Genomic DNA, 18,604 nt, shown 5'->3' on the forward strand with positions numbered 1-18,604 from the left:
ACGGGTGGAGCTTACCGCTCGATCTCGCGGTTCCAGCGCTTGGTCCAGTCCTCGCGCTTGGCGTTGGCAATGTCCCAGTCGACCGCCTTCAGCGCCTTGACCTCGTCGCCATAGGGCAAGCCCTTCTGCTCGTCGGGGGTCAGGGTCACGGTCGTGTTGGCGGGGCCGAACCCGGCGCCCACAGCCATGATCTTCTGGATCGCGGGCGAGAGCATGAACTGGATGAAGGCGTTGGCCTCGGCCGGGTTCTTGGCACCCTCGACCGGGCAGGCGGCGACGCCGAGCGCGAAGCTGCCTTCCTTTGGATAGACGAAGGCGACCGGGAAGCCGGTGTCGGCGAAGGCCTTGACGCGGCCCGAACCCCAGACGCCCAGCACGGCCTGGCCGTTCTGGAACAGCTCGGTCATCTTCGCCGGCGAGGGCTCATAGGCGATGATGTTGGGGTTGATCTCGTCCTTGAAGGTCTTGAAGCCCGGCTCGATGTTGGTCTCGCCGCCGCCGCCGATCTGCGCCATCGCGATCAGGGCATGCAGTCCGTAGGTGTTGTTGATCGGCGGCGTGACGATCTTCTTGCCGTAGGTCTTGGACTTGAGGTCGTTCCAGGAGGTCGGCGCCGGCCATTTGTTCTCGGCGAAGATCTTGGTGTTGTAGAACAGCCCGGTCGAGACGAGGCCGAGGCCGACGCCCTTGTTGGACTTGAACTTCATCACCGGGGCGACGTCCTTGTAGACGGGGCCGTCGGTCAGCGTGCCGCAGAAGCCGAGCGCAACCGCCTGATAGGCCGGGCCGTCGTCGACGATGGCGACGTCGATCTGCTGGTTGCCCTTCTGGGCCTGGAGCTTGGCGAGGGTGTCGGTCGAATTGCCGGCTACGTACTCGATCTTGACGTTGGCCTGCTTCTCGAAGACCGGGATGACCTCCTTGCGCATGGTCTGCTCGTAGGAGCCGCCATAGCCGGCCACGAACATCGTCTTCTGCTGCGCCATGGCGGCACCGGACGTCGCCAGCGCGGTGGTCGTCAGCAGCAGTCCAACCCAAGAGAACTTCATGAACCCCTCCTCATTTTTGCGAGTGATCCGTGAAGGTTCTGCGACAGATTGTAACGGGTCAAATCGAATGATTCGCGCAGTCCATACGCAAATGTTATGTCCGGCGTTTCCCGGGCTCTTCCCATGCTGAATCCGCGCCAGATCGAAGCCTTTCGGACCGTAATCGTGGCCGGAGGGGTCACCAATGCCGCCCGCGCGCTAAATATCAGCCAGCCGGCTGTGACGCGACTGATCCATGATCTGCAGTATGTGCTCGGGCTGACGCTGTTCGAGCGGCGCGGAACGCGGCTGGTGCCGACAAACGAGGCGCTTTCGTTATACCGCGAGGTCGAGCGACAGTTCGTCGGACTCGAGCAGATCGAGAACACCGCCCGCAACCTTCGCGAGGGGCTGGCGGGCAGCCTGCGCATCGCCGCGCTGCCGACCTTTAATGTCGGGTTCCTGCCACGACTGATCGCCGGCTACATGCAGGACAAGCCGGGGCTCGAGGTGGCGATCTATGGCAGCATCTCCTCCCAGGTCGTCGACTGGGTCGCCACCGGCTTCTGCGACATCGGCTTCGCGCAATACCCGCTCGATTTCCCGCATATCGTGGCCGAACAGCTGCCCTCGGTCCCGGCCGTCGCCGTGCTGCCGGAGGGCCACCGGCTTTGCGCGAAGGCTGTCCTCGAGCCCCAGGATTTCGCGGGAGAGCCCTTCGTTTCGCTCGCGGGTTCGACGCAGTGGCGCTACCGCACCGACGCGCTGTTCTCCGCCGCGCGGGTCACGCGGTCGATCAAGGTCGAGACGCCTCTCTCGATGATCGCCTGTTCTCTCGTTGCCTCTGGCGCCGGCATCGGGATCGTCGACCCGTACACGGCGGCCGAGTATCGCGGGCGCGGCATCGTCACGCGCCCGTTCCGGCCCGAAGTGCTCTACGACCTCGGCGTCGTCTGGCCGGTCGGCCGGTTCCGCTCGCCACTGGCGGTCGGCTTCGTCGAGACGGTGACGGCGGCGATCCGCGAACTGGCCGCCGCCAGTGAGCACATCTTGGCTCAGTAGGCGGCGCGCAGATGCGGGCCGGTGTTCGTGTCGACGACGCGCGGCAGCAGGACGTTGACCGGCTTGTCCCAGCCTCCACCGAGCGCCTTGTTGAGCGAGACGAAGTTGGAGGTGGTGACGACGCGGCTTTGCAGCAGCGTGTCCTCGGCGCTGTAGAGCGAACGCTCGGCGTCGAGCACATCGAGGAAGCTCGCCGCGCCGGATTGGTAAAGCGTGCGAGAGAGCCGCGCGGCCTCGCGGAAGGAGTTGGCGGCGGCCGAGAGCTTGCCGGCGCGCTGGCGCTCCTTGGCGAGGTTCACGAGCGAGTTCTCGACATCCTGCAGCGCCGTCAGCACGGCGAGCCGCAGCGCGGCGTCCGACTGGTCGCGCTGCGCTTGCGCGACCTCGACGGCCGCTTGCAGTTCGCCACCATTGAAGATCGGGACGCTGAGCGTCGGCCCGAAGGACCAGCCGATCGAGGAGTTCTTGGCGAGGTCGCCGGTCTTCAGCGCGGTGGTGCTGATGTTGCCGGTCAGGCTGACGCTGGGATAGCGCGCCGCTTCCGCCTGGCCGATCCTGGCCGTCGCCTGGGCGAGCTGGCGCTCGGCGCGGCGGACATCGGGCCGGTTGACCAGCACGTCGGCGGGGATGCCGGCCGGAGGCGTGCCGCGCGCGGCGGGGATGGGGCCGCCCGATCCGAGCAGGCCGGCCAGCGCAGTCGGCGCCTCTCCGGTGAGAATACCGAGCTGGTGCAGGCTCTGGGCATAGGACGCCTCGAGCGTCGGGATCGCGGCCTCGGTCGTTGCGGCCTGGGCTGCGGCGCGCTCGACGTCGAGCGCCGAGGCGGTACCGGCGGTGAAGCGATTTCGGGTCAGGCGCTCCGTCTCGCGCTGCGAGGCTGCCGTGCGGCGCGCGAGCGCGACACGGGCCTGGGAGCCCCTCGCCTCGATGTAGTTGGTGGCGACGTCGCCGATCAGAGTCAGCAGCGTCGCGCGCAGGTCCTCGTCGGCGGCATCGACGCCATAGGTCGTCGCCTCGACATTGCGATAGTTGGCGCCGAAGAGATCGAGTTCGAAGCTTGCGTCGAAGCCGGCCTGATACAGGCTGGAGGTGATGTTGGAGCCGCTCGCGGAGGTCGCGGCAGACGAGCGCGAGCGCGTCGCGGAGCCCTGGCCGTCGACCTGCGGCAGGAGCGCGCCGATCGCCTGGCGACGGGTGGCGCGGGCCTCGCGGATGCGGGCCTTGGCGGAGGCGACATCGAGATTGCCGGCGACCGCGCGCTCGACCACCTCGTTCAGCCGGCGGTCGCCGAGCTTCTTCCACCAGCCGCCGAGACGCGCCACGTCGAGTGGTCTGGCCGTCTTCGGCGCATTGCCCCACTGGCCGGGCAGAAACTGGCCTGGGGTGGCATAGTCCGGCCCGACGGCGCAGCCGGCGAGCGCCACCGCGACGAGGCCGATCCCAGCCCAACCGGCGAGACCGGAAGGGCGCAGGGTCTTCGGCGCAGGGCCCGTCATGGCGAGAGGCGTCTTCGTCATCCGCATCATGTCCTCAATGCGCCTCGACCGTCGCCACAGCCGGTGTCTCGGCCGGGGGCTTGCGCCAGCGCCGGACCGTGCTGGCGACGATGACATAGAGCAGCGGCACGAAGAACACGCCGAGCACGGTGGCGGCGATCATGCCGCCCATGACGCCGATGCCGATCGCGTTCTGGCTGCCGGAGCCCGCTCCGGTCGCAATCGCCAGCGGCAGAACGCCGAGGATAAAGGCAAAGGACGTCATCAGGATCGGGCGCAGGCGCTGGCGGGCGGCATCGACCGTCGCGTCGATCAGGCTCTTGCCCGCCGCCTCCTGCTCGATCGCGAATTCGACGATCAGGATCGCGTTCTTGGCCGCAAGACCGATTGTGGTGAGCAGGCCGACCTTGAAATAGACGTCATTGCTCTGGCCGAAGAGGGTCGCCGCGAGGAGTGCGCCGAAGATGCCGATCGGCACCGAGAGCATCACCGCGAAGGGCACCGACCAGCTCTCGTAGAGCGCCGCCAGGCAGAGGAACACGACCAGCATGGCGAGCGCGTAGAGCGCCGTCGCCTGGCTGCCCGAGAGCCGCTCCTGATAGGACAGGCCGGTCCATTCATGGTTGAAGCCGGGCGGCAGCTTCTGGGCGATGGCGTCGATCTGGTCCATCGCCGCGCCGGAGCTGATGCCGGCAGCCGCAGCGCCCTGGATGTTGACCGCGGAGGCGCCGTTGTAGCGCTCGAGCCGCGGCGAGCCATAGGTCCAGTGGCCCGTGGCGAAGGCCGAGAACGGCACCATCGAGCCACCGCTGTTGCGGACATACCAGCGCCCGATATCCTCCGGCTGCATCCGGAACGGCGCATCGGCCTGGACATAGACCGACTTCACGCGGCCACGGTCGATGAAGTCGTTGACATAGGCCGAGCCCCAGGCGGTCGAGAGCGTGGTGTTGATGTCGCCGAGCGAAAGGGTGAGCGCGCTCGCCTTCTCCTGGTCGATCGCCACGGCGTATTGCGGCGTGTCCTCCTGGCCATTGGGACGCGTGCCGGTCAGCGACGGGTTCTGGGCGGCCATGCCCAGCAGCTGGTTGCGCACCTCCATCAGCCGGGCATGGCCCGCGCCGGCGACGTCCTGCAGGTAGAACTCGAAGCCGGCGCTGTTGCCGAAGCCCTGGATCGAAGGCGGGGCGAGCGCGAAGACCATGCCGTCCTTGATGCCGCGGAAGACGGCCATGGCGCGACCGGCCACGGCCTGGGCCGTCGCCTGCTTGCCGATGCGCTCCTCGAAGGGCTTGAGGCGTACGAAGGCGATGCCGACATTCTGGCCCGCGCCGCTGAAGCTGAAGCCCGTGACGGTCAGCACACCCTCGACGAGGTCCTTTTCCTTCTCCTGATAGTGCTGACGGACCTGGTCGAGCACGGCGAGCGTGCGGTCCTGCGTCGCCCCGGCAGGCAGCTGGACGATGGTGAAGAGGACGCCCTGGTCCTCATCCGGCAGGAAGGAGTTGGGCAGCCGCGCGAACAGATAGGCCATGCCGCCGCCGATCAGCAGGAAGACCAGCATGAAGCGCATCGGCCTGGCGATCATGCCGGCGACGCCGCCGGTATAGCCGTTCAGCGTCCTGTCGAAGCCGCGGTTGAACCAGCCGAACGGGCCCTTCTTCGCGGCGTGATCGCCGGCGGGTTTTAGCATGGTGGCGCAGAGCGCTGGTGTCAGGATCAGGGCCGTGACGACCGACAGCGCCATGGCGGTGACGATGGTGATCGAAAACTGCCGGTAGATGATGCCGACCGAGCCGCCGAAGAAGGCCATCGGCACGAAGACCGCCGAGAGCACGGTGGCGATGCCGATCAGCGCGCCGGTGATCTCACCCATCGACTTGATGGTCGCCTCCTTGGGCGGAAGCTTCTCCTCCTGCATGACGCGCTCGACATTCTCGACGACGACGATGGCGTCGTCGACGAGCAGGCCGATGGCGAGCACCATCGCGAACATGGTCAGCGTGTTGACGGAATAGCCGGCGACGGCGAGGACGCCGAAGGTGCCGAGCAGCACGACGGGGACCGTGATCATCGGGATCAGCGTCGCGCGGAAGTTCTGCAGGAAGACGTACATCACGATGAAGACGAGGACGATCGCCTCGAACAGCGTGTGGACGACCTTCTCGATTGAGACCTGCACGAAGGGCGTGGTGTCGAAGGGATAGACGACGTCGATGCCCTCGGGCAGCGTCGGCTTGAGGCGCTCGATGGTCGCCTTCACCGCAGCGGCGGTATTGAGCGCATTGGCGCCGGTCGCGAGGCTGACGGCGAGGCCCGTCGCGGGCGAGCCGTTGTAGCGCGTGGCGGTGGTGTAGTCCTTGGCGCCAAGCTCGACGCGGGCGACGTCGTTGAGCCGCACGATCGAGCCCGACGAGCCGCTCTTCAGGATGATGTTCTCGAACTGCCCGACGGTCTGAAGCCGGCTGACGGCGGTCACGGTGGCGTTGAGCTGCTGGCCCTTGACCTGGGGAAGGCCGCCGAGCTGGCCGGCCGAAACCTGGACGTTCTGAGCCTGGATCGCCGTGACCACGTCGCTCGGCATCAGCGCGTATTTCTGAAGCCGGTCCGGATCGAGCCAGATCCGCATGGCGTAGCCGGCGCCGAAGAGCTGGGTCGAGCCGACGCCCGGCACGCGCTTGAGCGTGTCGTTGAGGGTGGAATCGACATAGTCGGCGAGGTCGTTGGTCGACATCCGACCGTCGCGCGAGACGAAGGCGGCGACCATCAGGAAGCCGCTGGAGGCCTTGGCGACGGTGATACCGGTGTTCTGCACCGTCTGCGGCAATTGCGCTGTGACGAGCTGCAGCTTGTTCTGCACCTGCATCTGCGCGACGTCAGGGTCGGCCCCGCTGGTGAAGGTCAGCGTGATCGTCGCTTGGCCCGAGGAGGTCGAGGTCGCCGACATGTATTGCAGGTTATCGACGCCGGTCATGCCCTGCTCGATGACCTTCGTCACCGAATTCTCGACGGTCTGCGCGTCGGCGCCGGGATAGCTCGCGCTGATGCTGACCGTCGTCGGCGCGATCTGCGGATACTGCGAGACCGGGAGGGTGCGCAGGGCGAGCAGCCCCGCCAGCATGATGACGATGGCCACGACCCAGGCAAAGATCGGGCGCTCGATGAAGAAACGGGACATGGCGCTCAGTTCTTCGCGGTCTGGCCAGGAGCCTCGCCGGCGGGCAGCGCGGCCTGGCGGTTGGCGGCCTTGAGCTCACCGCTGGCCTCGTCGATCGTGACCTCGTTGCCGGTGACGGTCTGGCCGGAACGCACGAGCTGGGCGCCCTCGACGATGACGCGGTCACCATCCTTTACGCCCTGCTCGACCAGCCAATTGTTGCCGACATTGCGCGAGGACGAGAGCACGCGCTCCTCGACCTTGCCATCTGCCCCGACGAACTTGGCGGTCGCCTCGCCCTTGGTGTTGCGGCCGACCGCACGCTGCGGAACGAGGAAGCTGTTCTCGGCGACGCCCTCCTGGATGACGGCGCGAACGAACATGCCGGGCAGCAGCAGGCGGTCGGGATTGGGGAATTCGGCCCGCACCGTGAAGGTGCCTGTCGTCTCGTCGACATTGGCCTCGGCGAATTCGAGCTTGCCGCTCTGCGCGTATTCGGTGCCGGTATCGAGCTTCAGCTTCACGGCGACATTGGGCCCGGTGAAGCGCAGGCGCCCCTCGGCAACCGCGCTGCGGAACTTCAGCAGGTTGGTGCTGGACTGGATGACGTCGACATTGATCGGGTCGAGCTGGCGGATCGTGGTCAGGGCCGTCGTCTGGTTGGCGGTCACCAGCGCACCCGGCGTCAGCGTCGAACGGTCGACGCGGCCGCCGATCGGGGCCGTGACCTTGGTGAAGCCGAGATTGATGCGGGCGGTGTCGAGGCTCGCGCGGGCGGAGGCGACGTCGGCTCGGGCCTGGGCGAGCGCCGCAACGGCATCGTCATTGTCCTGCTTGCTGATCGCGTTCTGGCGGATGAGGTCGCGATACCGGTCGACCTTGGCCTGGGCGTTGGGTACCGCCGCTTCGGCTCGGGCGAGCGCGGCTTCGGCGCTGTCGAGCGCCGCCTGATAGGGCGCAGGGTCGATCTCGTAGAGCACGTCGCCCGCCTTGACCTCGCTGCCCTCGCGGAACAGGCGCGATTTGACGAGACCGCCGACCTGCGGGCGCACCTCGGCAACAAGGCTGGCGGCGACGCGACCCGGCAGCTCCGCACTGATGGCGACTGGCTTCGACCGCAGCACGACCACGCTGACCTGGGCCTGCGGCTGGGGCGGCGGCGCGGCCGCCTTCTCGCTGTTGCAGCCGGCCAGAGCGATGCCGAGAACGGCGGCCCCTGCGAGGAGCATCGGCCGGACGGGGACGGAGCGGTGACGGGACATGCAGTGTCTCTTTTTGGAAACTCTCGGGTTTCTTAACGCTTGATTTCTTGGCCTGTCAAACCCAAAGATGTTTCCGGGGAGTGACGGTTCATGAACGACAACGAGATGGCGGTGCTCGGCGCCTCACCGGTGCGAGGCCGCGGACGGCCCAAGCAGCGACCCGATTCCGAGGAGCGCCGGCGCATCCTCGCCATCGCCTGCGAGCTTTTTCTCGATGTCGGCTATGGCGGCACGACGATGGATGCCGTCGCCTCTTATTGCGGCATTTCCAAGAAGACGCTCTATCGCCTGTTCCCGGCCAAGACCGACCTGTTCAAGGCGATGGTCGCCGATCACCGGCGGACCATGCTCGCCCTGCCCCGGGCGGATGATGGTCTGGCCACGGCCGAGGCGCTGGCGGCGATCTTCCGGCTCGACATCGACGAGAGCGAGAACCGCGAGCGCCTGGCCTTCATCCGCCTCGCCCTCGCCGATGCCGACCGTTATCCGGAAATCGGCGAGGCGATCGCGCTCGAAGGCGCGCAGGCGGCATTGCATCTGCTCGCGGACTGGCTCGGCGAGCAGCAGGCCCGCGGCGCGCTTCGCCCCTTCCCGCCGCAAGCCGCGGCCCGCATGCTGATGGACATGGTGTTCAGCGTGCTGGTGAAGCGCTACCCGGGCGATTCCCTGATGACCAGCGCGCAGCGGACCGACCATGCACGGCGCTGCATCGAGGTGTTCCTGACCGGGCTAGCGGCGAGGCCAGCCGCCGCCTGAGCCTGCCCCCCGCGGGCCCGGCTCAGCAGCAGCCGAGGCGCGTGACGTAGTGCCGGGTGACGGCGCTCTCCAGCGCCGGGAGCGCCGCGGCGAGGCCGGCGCGATCGGCGATGCCGGCGCGGTAGATGCCGCGCAGCTCGTCATGGACGGCATCGAGATCGACACCCAGCACACGGCCATGGGCGACGATGCTGCGGCCATCGACGATCAGCTCGCGGATCTGGCGGCGGGTGGCGCGGGCGAACATCAGCTCGAGCGGGTCGACCGGCATCAGCGCATCCTCGTCGAGCGCGGCACGGTCGAGGATCAGGAGATCGGCCGCCTGGCCTTCCGCGAGCTGGCCGCCTGCGGGCGCGCCGAGCGCGATGCGCCCGGTCTCGAGCGCCATGGCGAGAGCCTCGCGCGGGCTGATTTTGGCGTCGAAGCCCCAGCCGCCATGCAGCGACCAGAGCAGTCGCAATTCGCGCAGCGCGTCGTCATCCTCGTCGAAGGCCTGGCCGTCGACGCCGAGCGCGACCTTGCAGCCGCGCGCCGCCATCTCGGCAACCGGCGCGAGCCCCGAGCGCAGCGCCAGGTTGGAGGAGGTGTTGGTGGCGATGACGCAGCCGGCCTCGGCGATCATCTCCAGTTCGTCGGGGCGGGCCCAGACGCAATGGGCCAGCGTCAGCCGCGGCGAGAGCAGGCCGATCTCCTTCCAGCGCCTGACCAGCCCGCCGGGATAGGTCCGGTCGGCCCAGTCGCGCTGGTATTTCGTCTCGAACAGATGGGTAGTGACGCGGCGCCCGGTGCGGGCGGAGGCCTCGGCGATCGCCTCCCAGAGTGCGTCCGAGCCCCATTGCGGGCCGTTGGGCGCATATTGGACATCGACCATCGGGCCGGCGATGGCCGCCGCAACGGCGTCGACGCGGGCGATCTGCTCCGCGATCGGCAGCATTGGCGACAGATAGCGTGCTTCGATCTCGGCGCGGGCGACGGGGTCGAGATCCTCCAGCACGGGGGTATGGTCGCCATACACCAGCGGGTTCTGGTCACGCATGCCGACGCCGAAGGCGATGCGCACGCCGATGTCGCGGGCGGCGCGGGCCATGGCCGCGGCCTCGGTCGGAAGATCGGTCAGGCCCATCGGCCGGACATGGTGGATCATCACGGCGCCCTGGCCGCCGAGCGCGGCGCGCCCGAGCGGCGCCAGCGTCGCAAGATAAGGGTCGACGGGGGCAAACAGCGCCAGGCGGTGCAGCCAGAGTTCGAGCGGCCGGGCGAAGCCGCCGACCGAGCTGGTGCGGATCGGCCGGGCATGGTCATGGGCGTTGACCAGCGCCGGCAGCACGACGACGTCGTCCGCGGTTCCGGCCGGCGCCTTGCCGATCGCGGCGATGGTGCCGCCCTCCAGCGTCAGCGCCTTATCCTGGAGGCTGCGGCGGGCATCGAAGGCATGGCCGGCGGTGATCTGGCGCACAATGCGTCTCCGTCGCGAACGGGGCCCTTGCCCAGGCCTCAGGCCGAGGCGACGTCGGTCTTGCGGTGGGCCCAGCCGGTGACGCGCCGCTCGATCAGAGAAAACAGCACGTAGAGCGTGACGCCAAGCCCGGCCAGGACGAAGAGCCCGGCGAAGACGAGCGGCACGTTGAAGCTCGACGAGGCGATCATCATCATGTTGCCGATGCCGCGGTTGGAGGCGACGGTCTCGGCCACCACCGAGCCGACGAAGGCGAGCGTGATCGCGACCTTCAGCGCCGCGAAGAAATAGGGCATCGCGCGCGGCAGGCTGACATTCCAGAGGATGTCGGTCTTCGAGGCCTTCAGCGTCTTCATCACGTCCTCGAGCTCGGGCTCGACGGTGGCGATGCCGGTGGCGACGTTCACCACGATCGGGAAGATGCAGATGATCATCGCGGTCAGGATCGCCGGCACCGTGCCGGCGCCGTACCAGAGCACGAAGATCGGCACGACCGCGACCTTGGGGATCGAGGAGAAGCCGACGAGCAGGGGATAGGCGGTGTCATAGGCGAGCTTGGACGAGCCGATCAGGATGCCCAGCAGGAGCCCGATCACAACGCCGATGCCGAAGCCGACGATCGTCGTGTAGAGCGTCTGCCAGGTGTGCGGCCAGATCGCCGGCCAGTACTGGATCAGCGCCTTGATGATCTGCGACGGGCGCGGCAGCAGGATGTCGGAGATGCCCGCCATCAGGCAGAACAGCTCCCAGAACAGGAAGACGCCGATGATGAGCGCCGTCGAGGCGCCCTTCTCGCGGATGATCTCGCCGAGACGTTCCATCAGAGTGCCCTCCCTCACGCCGCGCCGGGCGCGTGGTTGACGATGCCGGTGCCGCCGCGCGCGCCGACGATCATCGCCCGCAGACGCTGGTTCAGCGCCACGAAATCCGGCTCAAAGGTCATGTCGATGGTGCGCGGCCGCGCCAGCGCGACGGGTGAATCGTCGAGGATGCGGCCGGGCCTGGCGCTCATCACGCAGATGCGGTCGGCGAGATAGGCGGCTTCCTTGAGGTCGTGCGTGACCAAAAGCACGGTCAGCTTCTTGGAAAGCCAGAGGTCCTGCATGATCGCCCAGAGCTCCTCGCGGGTGAACTGGTCGAGCGCGCCGAAGGGCTCGTCGAGCAGCAGGAGATCGGGATCGTGGATCAGGGCGCGGCAGAGATTGGCGCGCTGCATCATGCCGCCGGAGAGCTGCCAGGGATATTTGTCGCCGAAACCGCCGAGGCCGACCTGCGCCAGCAGCGCCTCGACGCGGTCGCGATACTCGCCCTTGCGCTTGGACCGGTAGCCCTGCCGGAAGGGCGGCACGATCTTGAGCGGCAGCATGACGTTGTCGCGGATGTTGAGCCAGGGCAGCAGGGTCGGGTTCTGATAGGCCATGCCGATGCGGATCGGCGTTGCGCCGATCTCACGGCCGGCGACGAAGACATGGCCCGTCGAGGGCTTCAGCAATTCGCCGACCATCTTCAGGATCGTCGACTTGCCGCAGCCGGAGGGGCCGACGAGGGCGACGAACTCCCCCTCGGCGATCTTCAGCGAGGTCGGCGCCAGCGCCTGCACAGCCTTGGCGCCGCGGCCATAGGTGATCGAGGCCTGCTCGAACTCGATGAAGGTCGTGGCCGGGGCTGTCTCGCCCGCCCGAATATCAGTGAGGATGGCGTTCACGAACCCGCTCCCTTGGCGCTGCCGACCGGCCCTTGCAAACAGGCGGCCAGCGTCTGGTCGGCGTTGCGGATGGTGGGTTTCGGCATGGCCTGGATGGCGGTGACCTGCCGGCCCCAGCCGCTCGTCTCGGCCACGAGTTGGCGGTCTCGCTGGACGAAGCGGCCGCGCACCAGCGTGTGGACGGGAATGCCGGTGACGGAAACGCCCTCGAAAGGCGTGATCTTGCCGCGCGAGTGCAGGGCCTCGGCGCGGATCGTCTCGGTCCGGTTCATGTCGACGACGGCGATGTCGGCTTCCGCGCCAGCCTCGATGCGCCCCTTGGCGGGCCAGAGCCCGAAGGCCTTGGCCGGCTTCTCAGCGGAGATGGTGACGTAATGCTCCAAGGTCATGCGCCCTTTCGAGACCTCGTTCAGCATCAGCGGCATCTGTGTCTCGACGCCGGGGAAGCCGCAATCGGCCTGCCAGATCACGTCCTTGGTCTTCTCCTCGACGGTATGGGGCGCGTGGTCGGTCGCGATCATGTCGACGACGCCCGATTGCAGCGCCGCCCAGATCGCCTCCGAGTCCGAGGCCTCCCGCACCGGCGGGTTGACGCGGATGATCGAGCCGAGCCGCGCATAGTCGCGCGAGTCGAGCAGGAGATAGCAGGGGCAGGTCTCGCCGGTGATCTCGACGCCGCGCGCCTTGGCCTCGGCGAGCGGGCGCAGTTCGGCGGCCGAAGAGATGTGCAGGATGTGGATGCGCGCGCCGGTCCATTCCGCCAGTTCCGCCGCGCGGCTGACGGCTTCCGCGGCGACGATGGCCGGGCGCGCCGCGATATGGGCGAGCGGGTCGTTGCGGCCGGCTTCCATCAGGCGCTTCTGGCGCCAGGCCATGATCGAGGCGGTCTCGGCATGGAGCGAGATGCGCAGGCCCGAAGGCGCGATGATCTCGAAGCCCTCGAGCATCGCCCCCGTGGAGGGCGAAGGCAGGTTGCCGAAGGTGTTGCCCATGAAGCATTTGAAGGCGTTGACGCCGCCGTCGATCAGGCCCTGAAGCTCGTCGATGTTGTCCTCGGCAAGCAGGCCATAGATGCCGTAATCGACATGGGCCTTGGCGGCGGCCTCCTGCTTCTGGCGCAGCTCCTTGACCGAGCGCGTCGGCGGGTTGGTGTTGGGCATCTCGAAGACGGTGGTGGTGCCGCCCATCGCGGCCGCCGCGCTGCCCGTGCGCCAGTCCTCCTTGTGGGTGTAGCCGGGCTCGCGGAAATGAACGTGCACGTCGATGGCGCCGGGCAACAGGAACTGGCCGGAGACGTCGACGGTCTCGCGCGCCGCCGGCATCGCAGCCGGCGCGCCGACCAGCGCGATCAGCCCGTCCTTGATCGCGACATCGGCACGATAGCGGGTCTGACCGGTCACGACGGTGCCGCCGGTGAGGACGAGATCGGCGATGAAGGGCGTGTCGGTCATGGGCGCCCTCACAGCATGGCCCAGCCGCCATCGACCGGCAGGTCGACGCCGGTGATCTGGCGGGAGACGTCGGAGGCGAGAAAGAGGCAGGCATTGGCCACGTCCTCATCGGTCGAGACGCGCTTTAGCGCGTAGTCGGCCGCGTGCTTCTCGAAGGCGGCCTCCTCCGAGATGCCAAGGCGCTTGGCCATTTCCGGCACGACCTTGCCGCGGAAGCGCGGCCCGTTGACCATGCCGGGCGCAACGCAGTTGACGTTGATGCCGTAGGGACCGGCCTCGAGCGCGAAGCTCTTGGTGATGCCGCGCAGGCCCCATTTCGAGGCCGAATAGGCCATGCGCCCGGCCCGGCCGCGCATACCGAAGGTGCCGCCGACATTGACGATCTTGCCGCCCTGCTGCGCGATCATCGCCGGCAGGCAGGCGCGCATCGTGTTGAAGCAGCCGCGCATGTTGAGATCGACGATCTCGTCGAACTCCTCCTCTGTGGTCTCCCAGCCGGTCTTGCCGATCGGCCCCGAGCCACCGGCGACGTTGACGAGGATGTCGATGCGCCCGCCGAAGGCCGACAGCGTCTGTGCGATGGCGGCCTCGCAGTCGCTGCCCTTCGTGATGTCGCAGGCGATGACGATGGCCTGGGCGCCGTTCGCGCGGATCTCCGCCGCGACCGGCTCGATCGCTGCGATGTCGCGGCCGATCAGGGCGAGCTTGCAGCCCTCAGCGGCGAAGGCCCGGGTGACGGCGGCGCCCATGCCCTTGGCCGGGCCGGTGATGACCGCGACGCGGCCGGTGAGGTTCAGATCCATCGTCAATCTCGTGTTCTTGTCGTCGCGTAGGCCACCCTGAGCCCTCATCCTGAGGAGGCCCGCAGGGACGTCTCGAAGGATGAGGGCTGGAGGGAGAGGAAGAAGGGCTTCACCCCAGCTTGGTGACGCGGTCGGCCAGGGGCGGCAGGAAGGCGCGGCTGAAGATCTCATCGGGAGCCGGCAGGCGCGGCAGGCCATCGGCCTCGACGACGATCGCGATCGACTTCTTGAAGCGGGCGTCGTCGATGTCGCCGATGCCGAGCTTGGCGACCTCGGGATGGCTCATTTCGGAGGCGAGCGTGGCGACCAGGCGCTCCTTCTCGACGGCCTTGTTGATCAGCGGCTCGCGCTTCGCCACCGCCTCGATGGCGGCGTCGTTGTCCTTGAGCGTGTCCTTGAGGCCGCGATCGATCGCGCGCAGCAGCCCCTGCAATGCCTTGGGGTTCTCGGTCGCGAGCTTGCGCGAGGCGATCATGGCGTTGGAGTACAGGTCCATCCCGTAATCGCCGAAGTTGATGAAGCGGAAGTCATTGTTCGGGTCGATGCCGACGAGCTTGGCCGAGAAGGCGATGGTGTTGACGAAGCCGAAGACGCCGTCGACCTGCCCGCGCTGCAGCATCTGCTCGCGCAGATTGGGCTGCATGTTGGTGATGGCGACCTTGGACGCGTCGATGCCGGCGAGCTTGGCGAAGGCCGGGAAGAGCTTGAGCGCACCGTCGTTGGCCGGGCCGCCGATGGTGCGGCCTTCAAGATCCTTCGGCGTCTTGATCGGCCCGTCGGCCTTCACCGCGATGGTGAAGGGCGGGCGGTTGTAGAGGGCCGAGATCGCCAGCGGTGTGGCGGCGCCCGGCTGGCTGCGCGCGACGAGCTGGATCAGCGCGTTGATGTCGCCGAAGCCGATGTCGTAGGAGCCCGAGGCGACCGCACCGACCGCCGCACCCGAGCCGTTGCCCTGGTCCATGACGATCTCGAGCCCTTCCTCGCGGAAGTAGCCGCGGTCATCGGCCAGGAAGAACCAGCCCTGCGGGCCCTGGTAGCGCCAGTTCAGGATCATCTTCAGGCGGGTGGGCGCCTGCGCCAGCGCCGGCCGCGGCAGGGCGGAGGCCAGTGCGGCGGCGCCAGTAGCGAGGGCGAAGCGGCGTCGGCTGATCGCGTGCGTCATGCGAACTCTCCCATCGCGGCCCAGCGCCGCTGCCATGGGAGAAGCCTAGGACGGCTTGACCGATGCCGTCTTGTGCTGACTTCTTGCATGATCTGTTCGCAAAACGCATCGCTTGGACATCCGCGCCATGAGGCATCTGCGCCTGCTGAACTATATCGACGAGGTCGCGCGCGTCGGCTCGATCCGCAAGGCGGCGGAACGGCTGAACATCACCGCCTCGGCGCTGAACCGGCGCGTGCAGGACGTCGAGGACGAACTGGGCACCAAGATCTTCGAGCGGCTGCCGCGCGGGGTGCGGCTGAACGCGGCCGGCGAATTGCTGATCCGGCACATCCGCAGCCAGCTCGCCGATATGGGCCGGGTGCGCTCGCAGATCGAGGATTTGTCGGGTTTCCGGCGCGGCACGGTCGCGATCGCCTGCAGCCACGCGCTGGCGCATGACTTCCTGCCCGTCGAGATCGCCGCCTATCGCAGTGCGTTTCCGCTGGTCGAATTCGATGTGCGCGTCGCCAGCCATGGCGAGGCCTTGCGGGCGCTGGCGAGTTACGAGGTCGATCTCGCTTTGATCTTCCGGCTCGACACCAGCATCGGCTTCCAGATCATCGCATCCGCCGAGCAGCGCCTCGTCGCCATCATGCGGCAGGACCACCCGCTCGCGAAGGAGGGCAGCATCCGCCTGCGAGAGTGCAGCGGCTATCCACTGGCGCTTCCCGACCGCAGCTATGGCGGGCGTCAGCTGCTCGACCAGGCGGTCGCCAAGAGCTCGTTCAAGCTCGTCCCGGTGATCGAGTCGAACTCGTTCGAGTTCCTGCGCAACTATGTCCGGCTGGAGGACGCCATCACCTTTCAGATCGAGATCGGCGCACCCGCCAGCCTGAAGCATCGCGACGGGCTGATCTCGCGGCCAATCGACGAGCGCGACATCCAGCCGGCGCGCTTCGCGATGGGCCAGCTCCATGGAAGGCCTCTGCCAGTGGCGGCGGCGAAATTCGCCGAGCAGCTCGCCGCGCGCCTCGAGACCGGCCGGTCTAGAGCCATTTCGGGACGGTGACGCGTTCGAAGGCGACGAGCCCGTCGATCAGGCGGGCCGGATCGGGCTCGACGACGATGCCCTGCCGGTGGGCGGGCGGCAGGAAGCCCTGGGCGATCATGTGATCGATGAAGCCCATGAAGGGCTGGTAGTAGCCGGCGATGTCGAACAGCCCGGCCGGCTTGTCGAAGTCACCGAGCTGATTCAGCGTCCAGGCCTCCATGAACTCCTCGAGCGTGCCGATGCCGCCGGGCATGGCGATGAAGCCGTCGGCGAGTTCAGCCATCCGCTCCTTGCGCGCACGCATGCCATCGACGATCTCGTGCCGGGTCAGCCCTTCGTGGAGATGGCCGAGATCGGCGAGGCGGCGGGTGATGACGCCGTGGACCGCCCCGCCCTGCGCCAGCACGGCGTCGGCGACGACACCCATCAGCCCCTTATGCGTGCCGCCATAGACCAGCGTCAGCCCGCGCCGGCCGATCTCGGCGCCGAGCCGTGCGGCGCCCTCGCGATAGGCCTCGCCCAGCCCGGCATTCGAGCCGCAGAACAGGGCGATGGCTTTCAGGTCTCTGGACATCGGCAGGATCTCCTCGCATCGGGCGGACAGGACTGGCCCATGACGGCAACCGGGTCAGGAAGGCAAGCGCACGCAGCCGAGGGGCGCGTTATTTGCACTCGACAGTCTCTCCGGCGGCAGCCCATCCTGGTGCCACGCCGCGCGGGAGCGATCATGACCCATCATCTCAAGGCTTCGCCCAAGACCTGCCACTGGGGCTATTTCGACGCGCGCGTGCCGCCGGCGCTGACCATCGCCAGCGGCGAGAGCGTCACGATCGAGTCTGTCAGCGGAACGGTCGAGACCCTGCCGCCGGCGGGCTTCCACGTCCCGCCCGAGCTGCACGCGATCCACGCGGCGCAGAAGGGCCTGCCCTTCGGCCCGCATATCCTGACCGGGGCGGTTGCTGTGGAAGGTGCCTGGCCGGGCGACGTGCTGCAGATCGACATCGAGCAGGTCTCGCTGCGGCAGGACTGGGGCTACAACCTCAACCGCCCGCTCGCCGGAACGCTGCCGGACGACTTCCCGCATTTCCACATGATGAACATCCCGCTCGACAAGACGCGCATGGTCGGCACCCTGCCCTGGGGGCTGGAGCTGCCGCTGTCGCCGTTCTTCGGCGTGATGGGCGTCGCGCCGCCGCTGGAGTGGGGGCGCTGCACCTCGATCATCCCGCGCGCCTTCGGCGGCAATCTCGACAACAAGGAGCTGGTCGCCGGCACGACGCTTTATCTGCCGGTCTTCGTGCCTGGCGCGCTGTTTTCAGTCGGTGACGGCCATGGCGTGCAGGGCGACGGCGAGGTCAACGTCACCGCAATCGAGACGGCTCTGTCAGGTACCTTCCGCCTGACGGTCCGCAAGGATCTGAGCTTCACCTATCCACGGGCCGAGACGCCGACCCATGTCATCACCTGCGGCATGGACCCCGATCTCGACCGCTGCGCGGAAAAAGCGCTGCGGGATATGATCGTGCTGATCGTGGAGCGCACGGGCATTACCCGCGAGCAGGCCTATGCGCTCTGCTCGATGGCAGCGGATCTGCGCGTCACCCAGACGGTGAACCAGCACAAGGGCGTGCACTGCATGCTCAGGAAGAGCCTGCTCGGCGGCCGCTGACCGCGACGAGACCCCGCTTGCGACGCCGCCCGGCGAACGGGCGGCGCGCCATGCAGAGCAATTGCCGTCTCAGGCCTTGGCGCGGGGGGCGCGCTTGGCCTTGGGAGCGGCGGCCGGCGTCGCGGCCTTGCGGCCGAGGCCCATCGACTTCGCCAGGGCGGAGCGCGCCTCGGCATAGGCGGGGGCGACCATCGGGTAATCCGCCGGCAGGCCCCATTTGGCGCGGTACTGCTCGGGCGTCAGGTCATACTTGCTGCTGAGATGGCGCTTCAGCGACTTGAAGGACTTTCCGTCCTCCAGGCAGATGATCGCCTCGGGCGTCACCGACTTCCGGATCGGTACGGCAGGAACGAGGGGAGCGGCCGGAGGCGCCTCTGGCTCACCGCCCAGCTTGGCAAGTGACGCATGGACACTCGCGATGAGATCGGCGAGGTCGGAGCGCGGGACGTTATTGCGGGCGACATACGCCGACACAATGGATGTCGTCAGGTCGAGCAGCTCTTCGTTGTTGTCTGCCATTTGGCGTTCCGATCACGGGAGAAGTTGAAATTTGCTGTAGCGCGG

16 protein-coding genes are annotated in these 18,604 nt (G+C 67.8%); 4 read left to right on the top strand and 12 right to left on the bottom strand.

Annotated features, from left to right (window positions below):
* Window positions 1-11 precede the first annotated feature (11 nt).
* Window positions 12-1,049, bottom strand: coding sequence for an ABC transporter substrate-binding protein (locus ABIE41_RS01580; RefSeq protein ID WP_192643091.1), 1,038 nt, complete (start codon window positions 1,047-1,049; stop codon window positions 12-14).
* Window positions 1,050-1,172: 123 nt separating this feature from the next.
* Between ABIE41_RS01580 and ABIE41_RS01585 the strand changes: the two genes are divergently transcribed.
* Complete coding sequence (locus tag ABIE41_RS01585) at window positions 1,173-2,090, top strand: LysR substrate-binding domain-containing protein (protein ID WP_192643092.1); 918 nt, start codon at window positions 1,173-1,175, stop codon at window positions 2,088-2,090.
* On the opposite strand, the gene ABIE41_RS01590 is transcribed toward ABIE41_RS01585, so the two are convergent.
* Genes ABIE41_RS01590 through ABIE41_RS01600 form a run of 3 tightly spaced genes read right to left on the bottom strand, consistent with a single transcriptional unit; the run spans window position 2,084 to window position 8,005 of the window.
* Window positions 2,084-3,607, bottom strand: coding sequence for an efflux transporter outer membrane subunit (locus ABIE41_RS01590; RefSeq protein WP_354191604.1), 1,524 nt, complete (start codon window positions 3,605-3,607; stop codon window positions 2,084-2,086). The two genes, ABIE41_RS01585 and ABIE41_RS01590, sit on opposite strands and share 7 nt — an antisense overlap.
* Window positions 3,608-3,620: 13 nt before the next feature.
* Window positions 3,621-6,764 carry an efflux RND transporter permease subunit gene (locus ABIE41_RS01595; RefSeq protein WP_192643093.1) on the bottom strand — a complete coding sequence of 1,048 codons (3,144 nt, stop codon included), beginning with the start codon at window positions 6,762-6,764 and terminating at the stop codon, window positions 3,621-3,623.
* A gap of 5 nt (window positions 6,765-6,769) precedes the next feature.
* The gene (locus tag ABIE41_RS01600) at window positions 6,770-8,005 is read right to left on the bottom strand and encodes an efflux RND transporter periplasmic adaptor subunit (RefSeq protein WP_192643094.1); all 1,236 of its coding nucleotides are present in this window, start codon (window positions 8,003-8,005) and stop codon (window positions 6,770-6,772) included.
* A 90-nt stretch (window positions 8,006-8,095) separates the two neighbouring features.
* Here ABIE41_RS01600 and ABIE41_RS01605 point away from each other — a divergent pair, with 90 nt between their 5' ends.
* Window positions 8,096-8,761, top strand: a complete 666-nt coding sequence (locus ABIE41_RS01605; RefSeq protein ID WP_192643095.1) for a TetR/AcrR family transcriptional regulator — start codon at window positions 8,096-8,098, stop codon at window positions 8,759-8,761.
* Between the two features lie 22 nt (window positions 8,762-8,783).
* Here the strand turns inward: ABIE41_RS01605 and ABIE41_RS01610 are convergent, their stop codons facing one another.
* The 6 genes from ABIE41_RS01610 to ABIE41_RS01635 form a co-directional block, all read right to left on the bottom strand.
* On the bottom strand, window positions 8,784-10,217 hold the full coding sequence (locus ABIE41_RS01610; protein WP_192643096.1) for an amidohydrolase family protein: 1,434 nt from the start codon (window positions 10,215-10,217) through the stop codon (window positions 8,784-8,786).
* 38 nt (window positions 10,218-10,255) lie between these two features.
* Window positions 10,256-11,038, bottom strand: a complete 783-nt coding sequence (locus ABIE41_RS01615; protein WP_192643097.1) for an ABC transporter permease — start codon at window positions 11,036-11,038, stop codon at window positions 10,256-10,258.
* A gap of 14 nt (window positions 11,039-11,052) precedes the next feature.
* The gene (locus ABIE41_RS01620) at window positions 11,053-11,922 is read right to left on the bottom strand and encodes an ABC transporter ATP-binding protein (RefSeq protein ID WP_465247073.1); all 870 of its coding nucleotides are present in this window, start codon (window positions 11,920-11,922) and stop codon (window positions 11,053-11,055) included.
* Window positions 11,919-13,373 carry an allantoinase AllB gene (allB, locus tag ABIE41_RS01625; RefSeq protein WP_192643098.1) on the bottom strand — a complete coding sequence of 485 codons (1,455 nt, stop codon included), beginning with the start codon at window positions 13,371-13,373 and terminating at the stop codon, window positions 11,919-11,921. Before allB ends, ABIE41_RS01620 begins: the two co-directional genes overlap by 4 nt.
* 8 nt (window positions 13,374-13,381) lie before the next feature.
* A complete protein-coding gene (locus tag ABIE41_RS01630; RefSeq protein ID WP_192643099.1) occupies window positions 13,382-14,176 on the bottom strand; it encodes an SDR family NAD(P)-dependent oxidoreductase in 795 nt (264 codons plus the stop codon).
* 109 nt (window positions 14,177-14,285) lie between these two features.
* The gene (locus ABIE41_RS01635; protein WP_192643100.1) at window positions 14,286-15,338 is read right to left on the bottom strand and encodes an ABC transporter substrate-binding protein; all 1,053 of its coding nucleotides are present in this window, start codon (window positions 15,336-15,338) and stop codon (window positions 14,286-14,288) included.
* 127 nt (window positions 15,339-15,465) lie between these two features.
* On the opposite strand from ABIE41_RS01635, the gene ABIE41_RS01640 reads away from it, so the two are divergent.
* Window positions 15,466-16,389, top strand: coding sequence for a LysR family transcriptional regulator (locus ABIE41_RS01640; RefSeq protein WP_192643101.1), 924 nt, complete (start codon window positions 15,466-15,468; stop codon window positions 16,387-16,389).
* Here the strand turns inward: ABIE41_RS01640 and ABIE41_RS01645 are convergent.
* Entirely contained in the window at window positions 16,367-16,945 is a 579-nt protein-coding gene (locus tag ABIE41_RS01645) for an LOG family protein (RefSeq protein ID WP_192643102.1), read from the bottom strand. The genes ABIE41_RS01640 and ABIE41_RS01645 overlap by 23 nt on opposite strands.
* A 153-nt stretch (window positions 16,946-17,098) precedes the next feature.
* On the opposite strand from ABIE41_RS01645, the gene ABIE41_RS01650 reads away from it, so the two are divergent.
* On the top strand, window positions 17,099-18,040 hold the full coding sequence (locus ABIE41_RS01650; protein WP_192643103.1) for an acetamidase/formamidase family protein: 942 nt from the start codon (window positions 17,099-17,101) through the stop codon (window positions 18,038-18,040).
* A 69-nt stretch (window positions 18,041-18,109) separates the two neighbouring features.
* On the opposite strand, the gene ABIE41_RS01655 is transcribed toward ABIE41_RS01650, so the two are convergent.
* The gene (locus tag ABIE41_RS01655; protein ID WP_192643104.1) at window positions 18,110-18,559 is read right to left on the bottom strand and encodes a Ros/MucR family transcriptional regulator; all 450 of its coding nucleotides are present in this window, start codon (window positions 18,557-18,559) and stop codon (window positions 18,110-18,112) included.
* Window positions 18,560-18,604: the final 45 nt, after the last annotated feature.

It is taken from the genome of Bosea sp. OAE506, from assembly GCF_040546595.1.
GTDB lineage: Bacteria > Pseudomonadota > Alphaproteobacteria > Rhizobiales > Beijerinckiaceae > Allobosea.

Excerpts from the sequence above, each read along its gene's own strand:
- ABIE41_RS01580 (WP_192643091.1), bottom strand. The coding sequence starts at position 1,049 with ATGAAGTTCTCTTGGGTTGGACTGCTGCTGACGACCACCGCGCTGGCG.
- ABIE41_RS01585 (WP_192643092.1), top strand. The coding sequence starts at position 1,173 with ATGCTGAATCCGCGCCAGATCGAAGCCTTTCGGACCGTAATCGTGGCC.
- ABIE41_RS01590 (WP_354191604.1), bottom strand. The coding sequence starts at position 3,607 with ATGACGAAGACGCCTCTCGCCATGACGGGCCCTGCGCCGAAGACCCTG.
- ABIE41_RS01595 (WP_192643093.1), bottom strand. The coding sequence starts at position 6,764 with ATGTCCCGTTTCTTCATCGAGCGCCCGATCTTTGCCTGGGTCGTGGCC.
- ABIE41_RS01600 (WP_192643094.1), bottom strand. The coding sequence starts at position 8,005 with ATGTCCCGTCACCGCTCCGTCCCCGTCCGGCCGATGCTCCTCGCAGGG.
- ABIE41_RS01605 (WP_192643095.1), top strand. The coding sequence starts at position 8,096 with ATGAACGACAACGAGATGGCGGTGCTCGGCGCCTCACCGGTGCGAGGC.
- ABIE41_RS01615 (WP_192643097.1), bottom strand. The coding sequence starts at position 11,038 with ATGGAACGTCTCGGCGAGATCATCCGCGAGAAGGGCGCCTCGACGGCG.
- allB (WP_192643098.1), bottom strand. The coding sequence starts at position 13,373 with ATGACCGACACGCCCTTCATCGCCGATCTCGTCCTCACCGGCGGCACC.
- ABIE41_RS01630 (WP_192643099.1), bottom strand. The coding sequence starts at position 14,176 with ATGGATCTGAACCTCACCGGCCGCGTCGCGGTCATCACCGGCCCGGCC.
- ABIE41_RS01635 (WP_192643100.1), bottom strand. The coding sequence starts at position 15,338 with ATGACGCACGCGATCAGCCGACGCCGCTTCGCCCTCGCTACTGGCGCC.
- ABIE41_RS01640 (WP_192643101.1), top strand. The coding sequence starts at position 15,466 with ATGAGGCATCTGCGCCTGCTGAACTATATCGACGAGGTCGCGCGCGTC.
- ABIE41_RS01645 (WP_192643102.1), bottom strand. The coding sequence starts at position 16,945 with ATGTCCAGAGACCTGAAAGCCATCGCCCTGTTCTGCGGCTCGAATGCC.
- ABIE41_RS01650 (WP_192643103.1), top strand. The coding sequence starts at position 17,099 with ATGACCCATCATCTCAAGGCTTCGCCCAAGACCTGCCACTGGGGCTAT.
- ABIE41_RS01655 (WP_192643104.1), bottom strand. The coding sequence starts at position 18,559 with ATGGCAGACAACAACGAAGAGCTGCTCGACCTGACGACATCCATTGTG.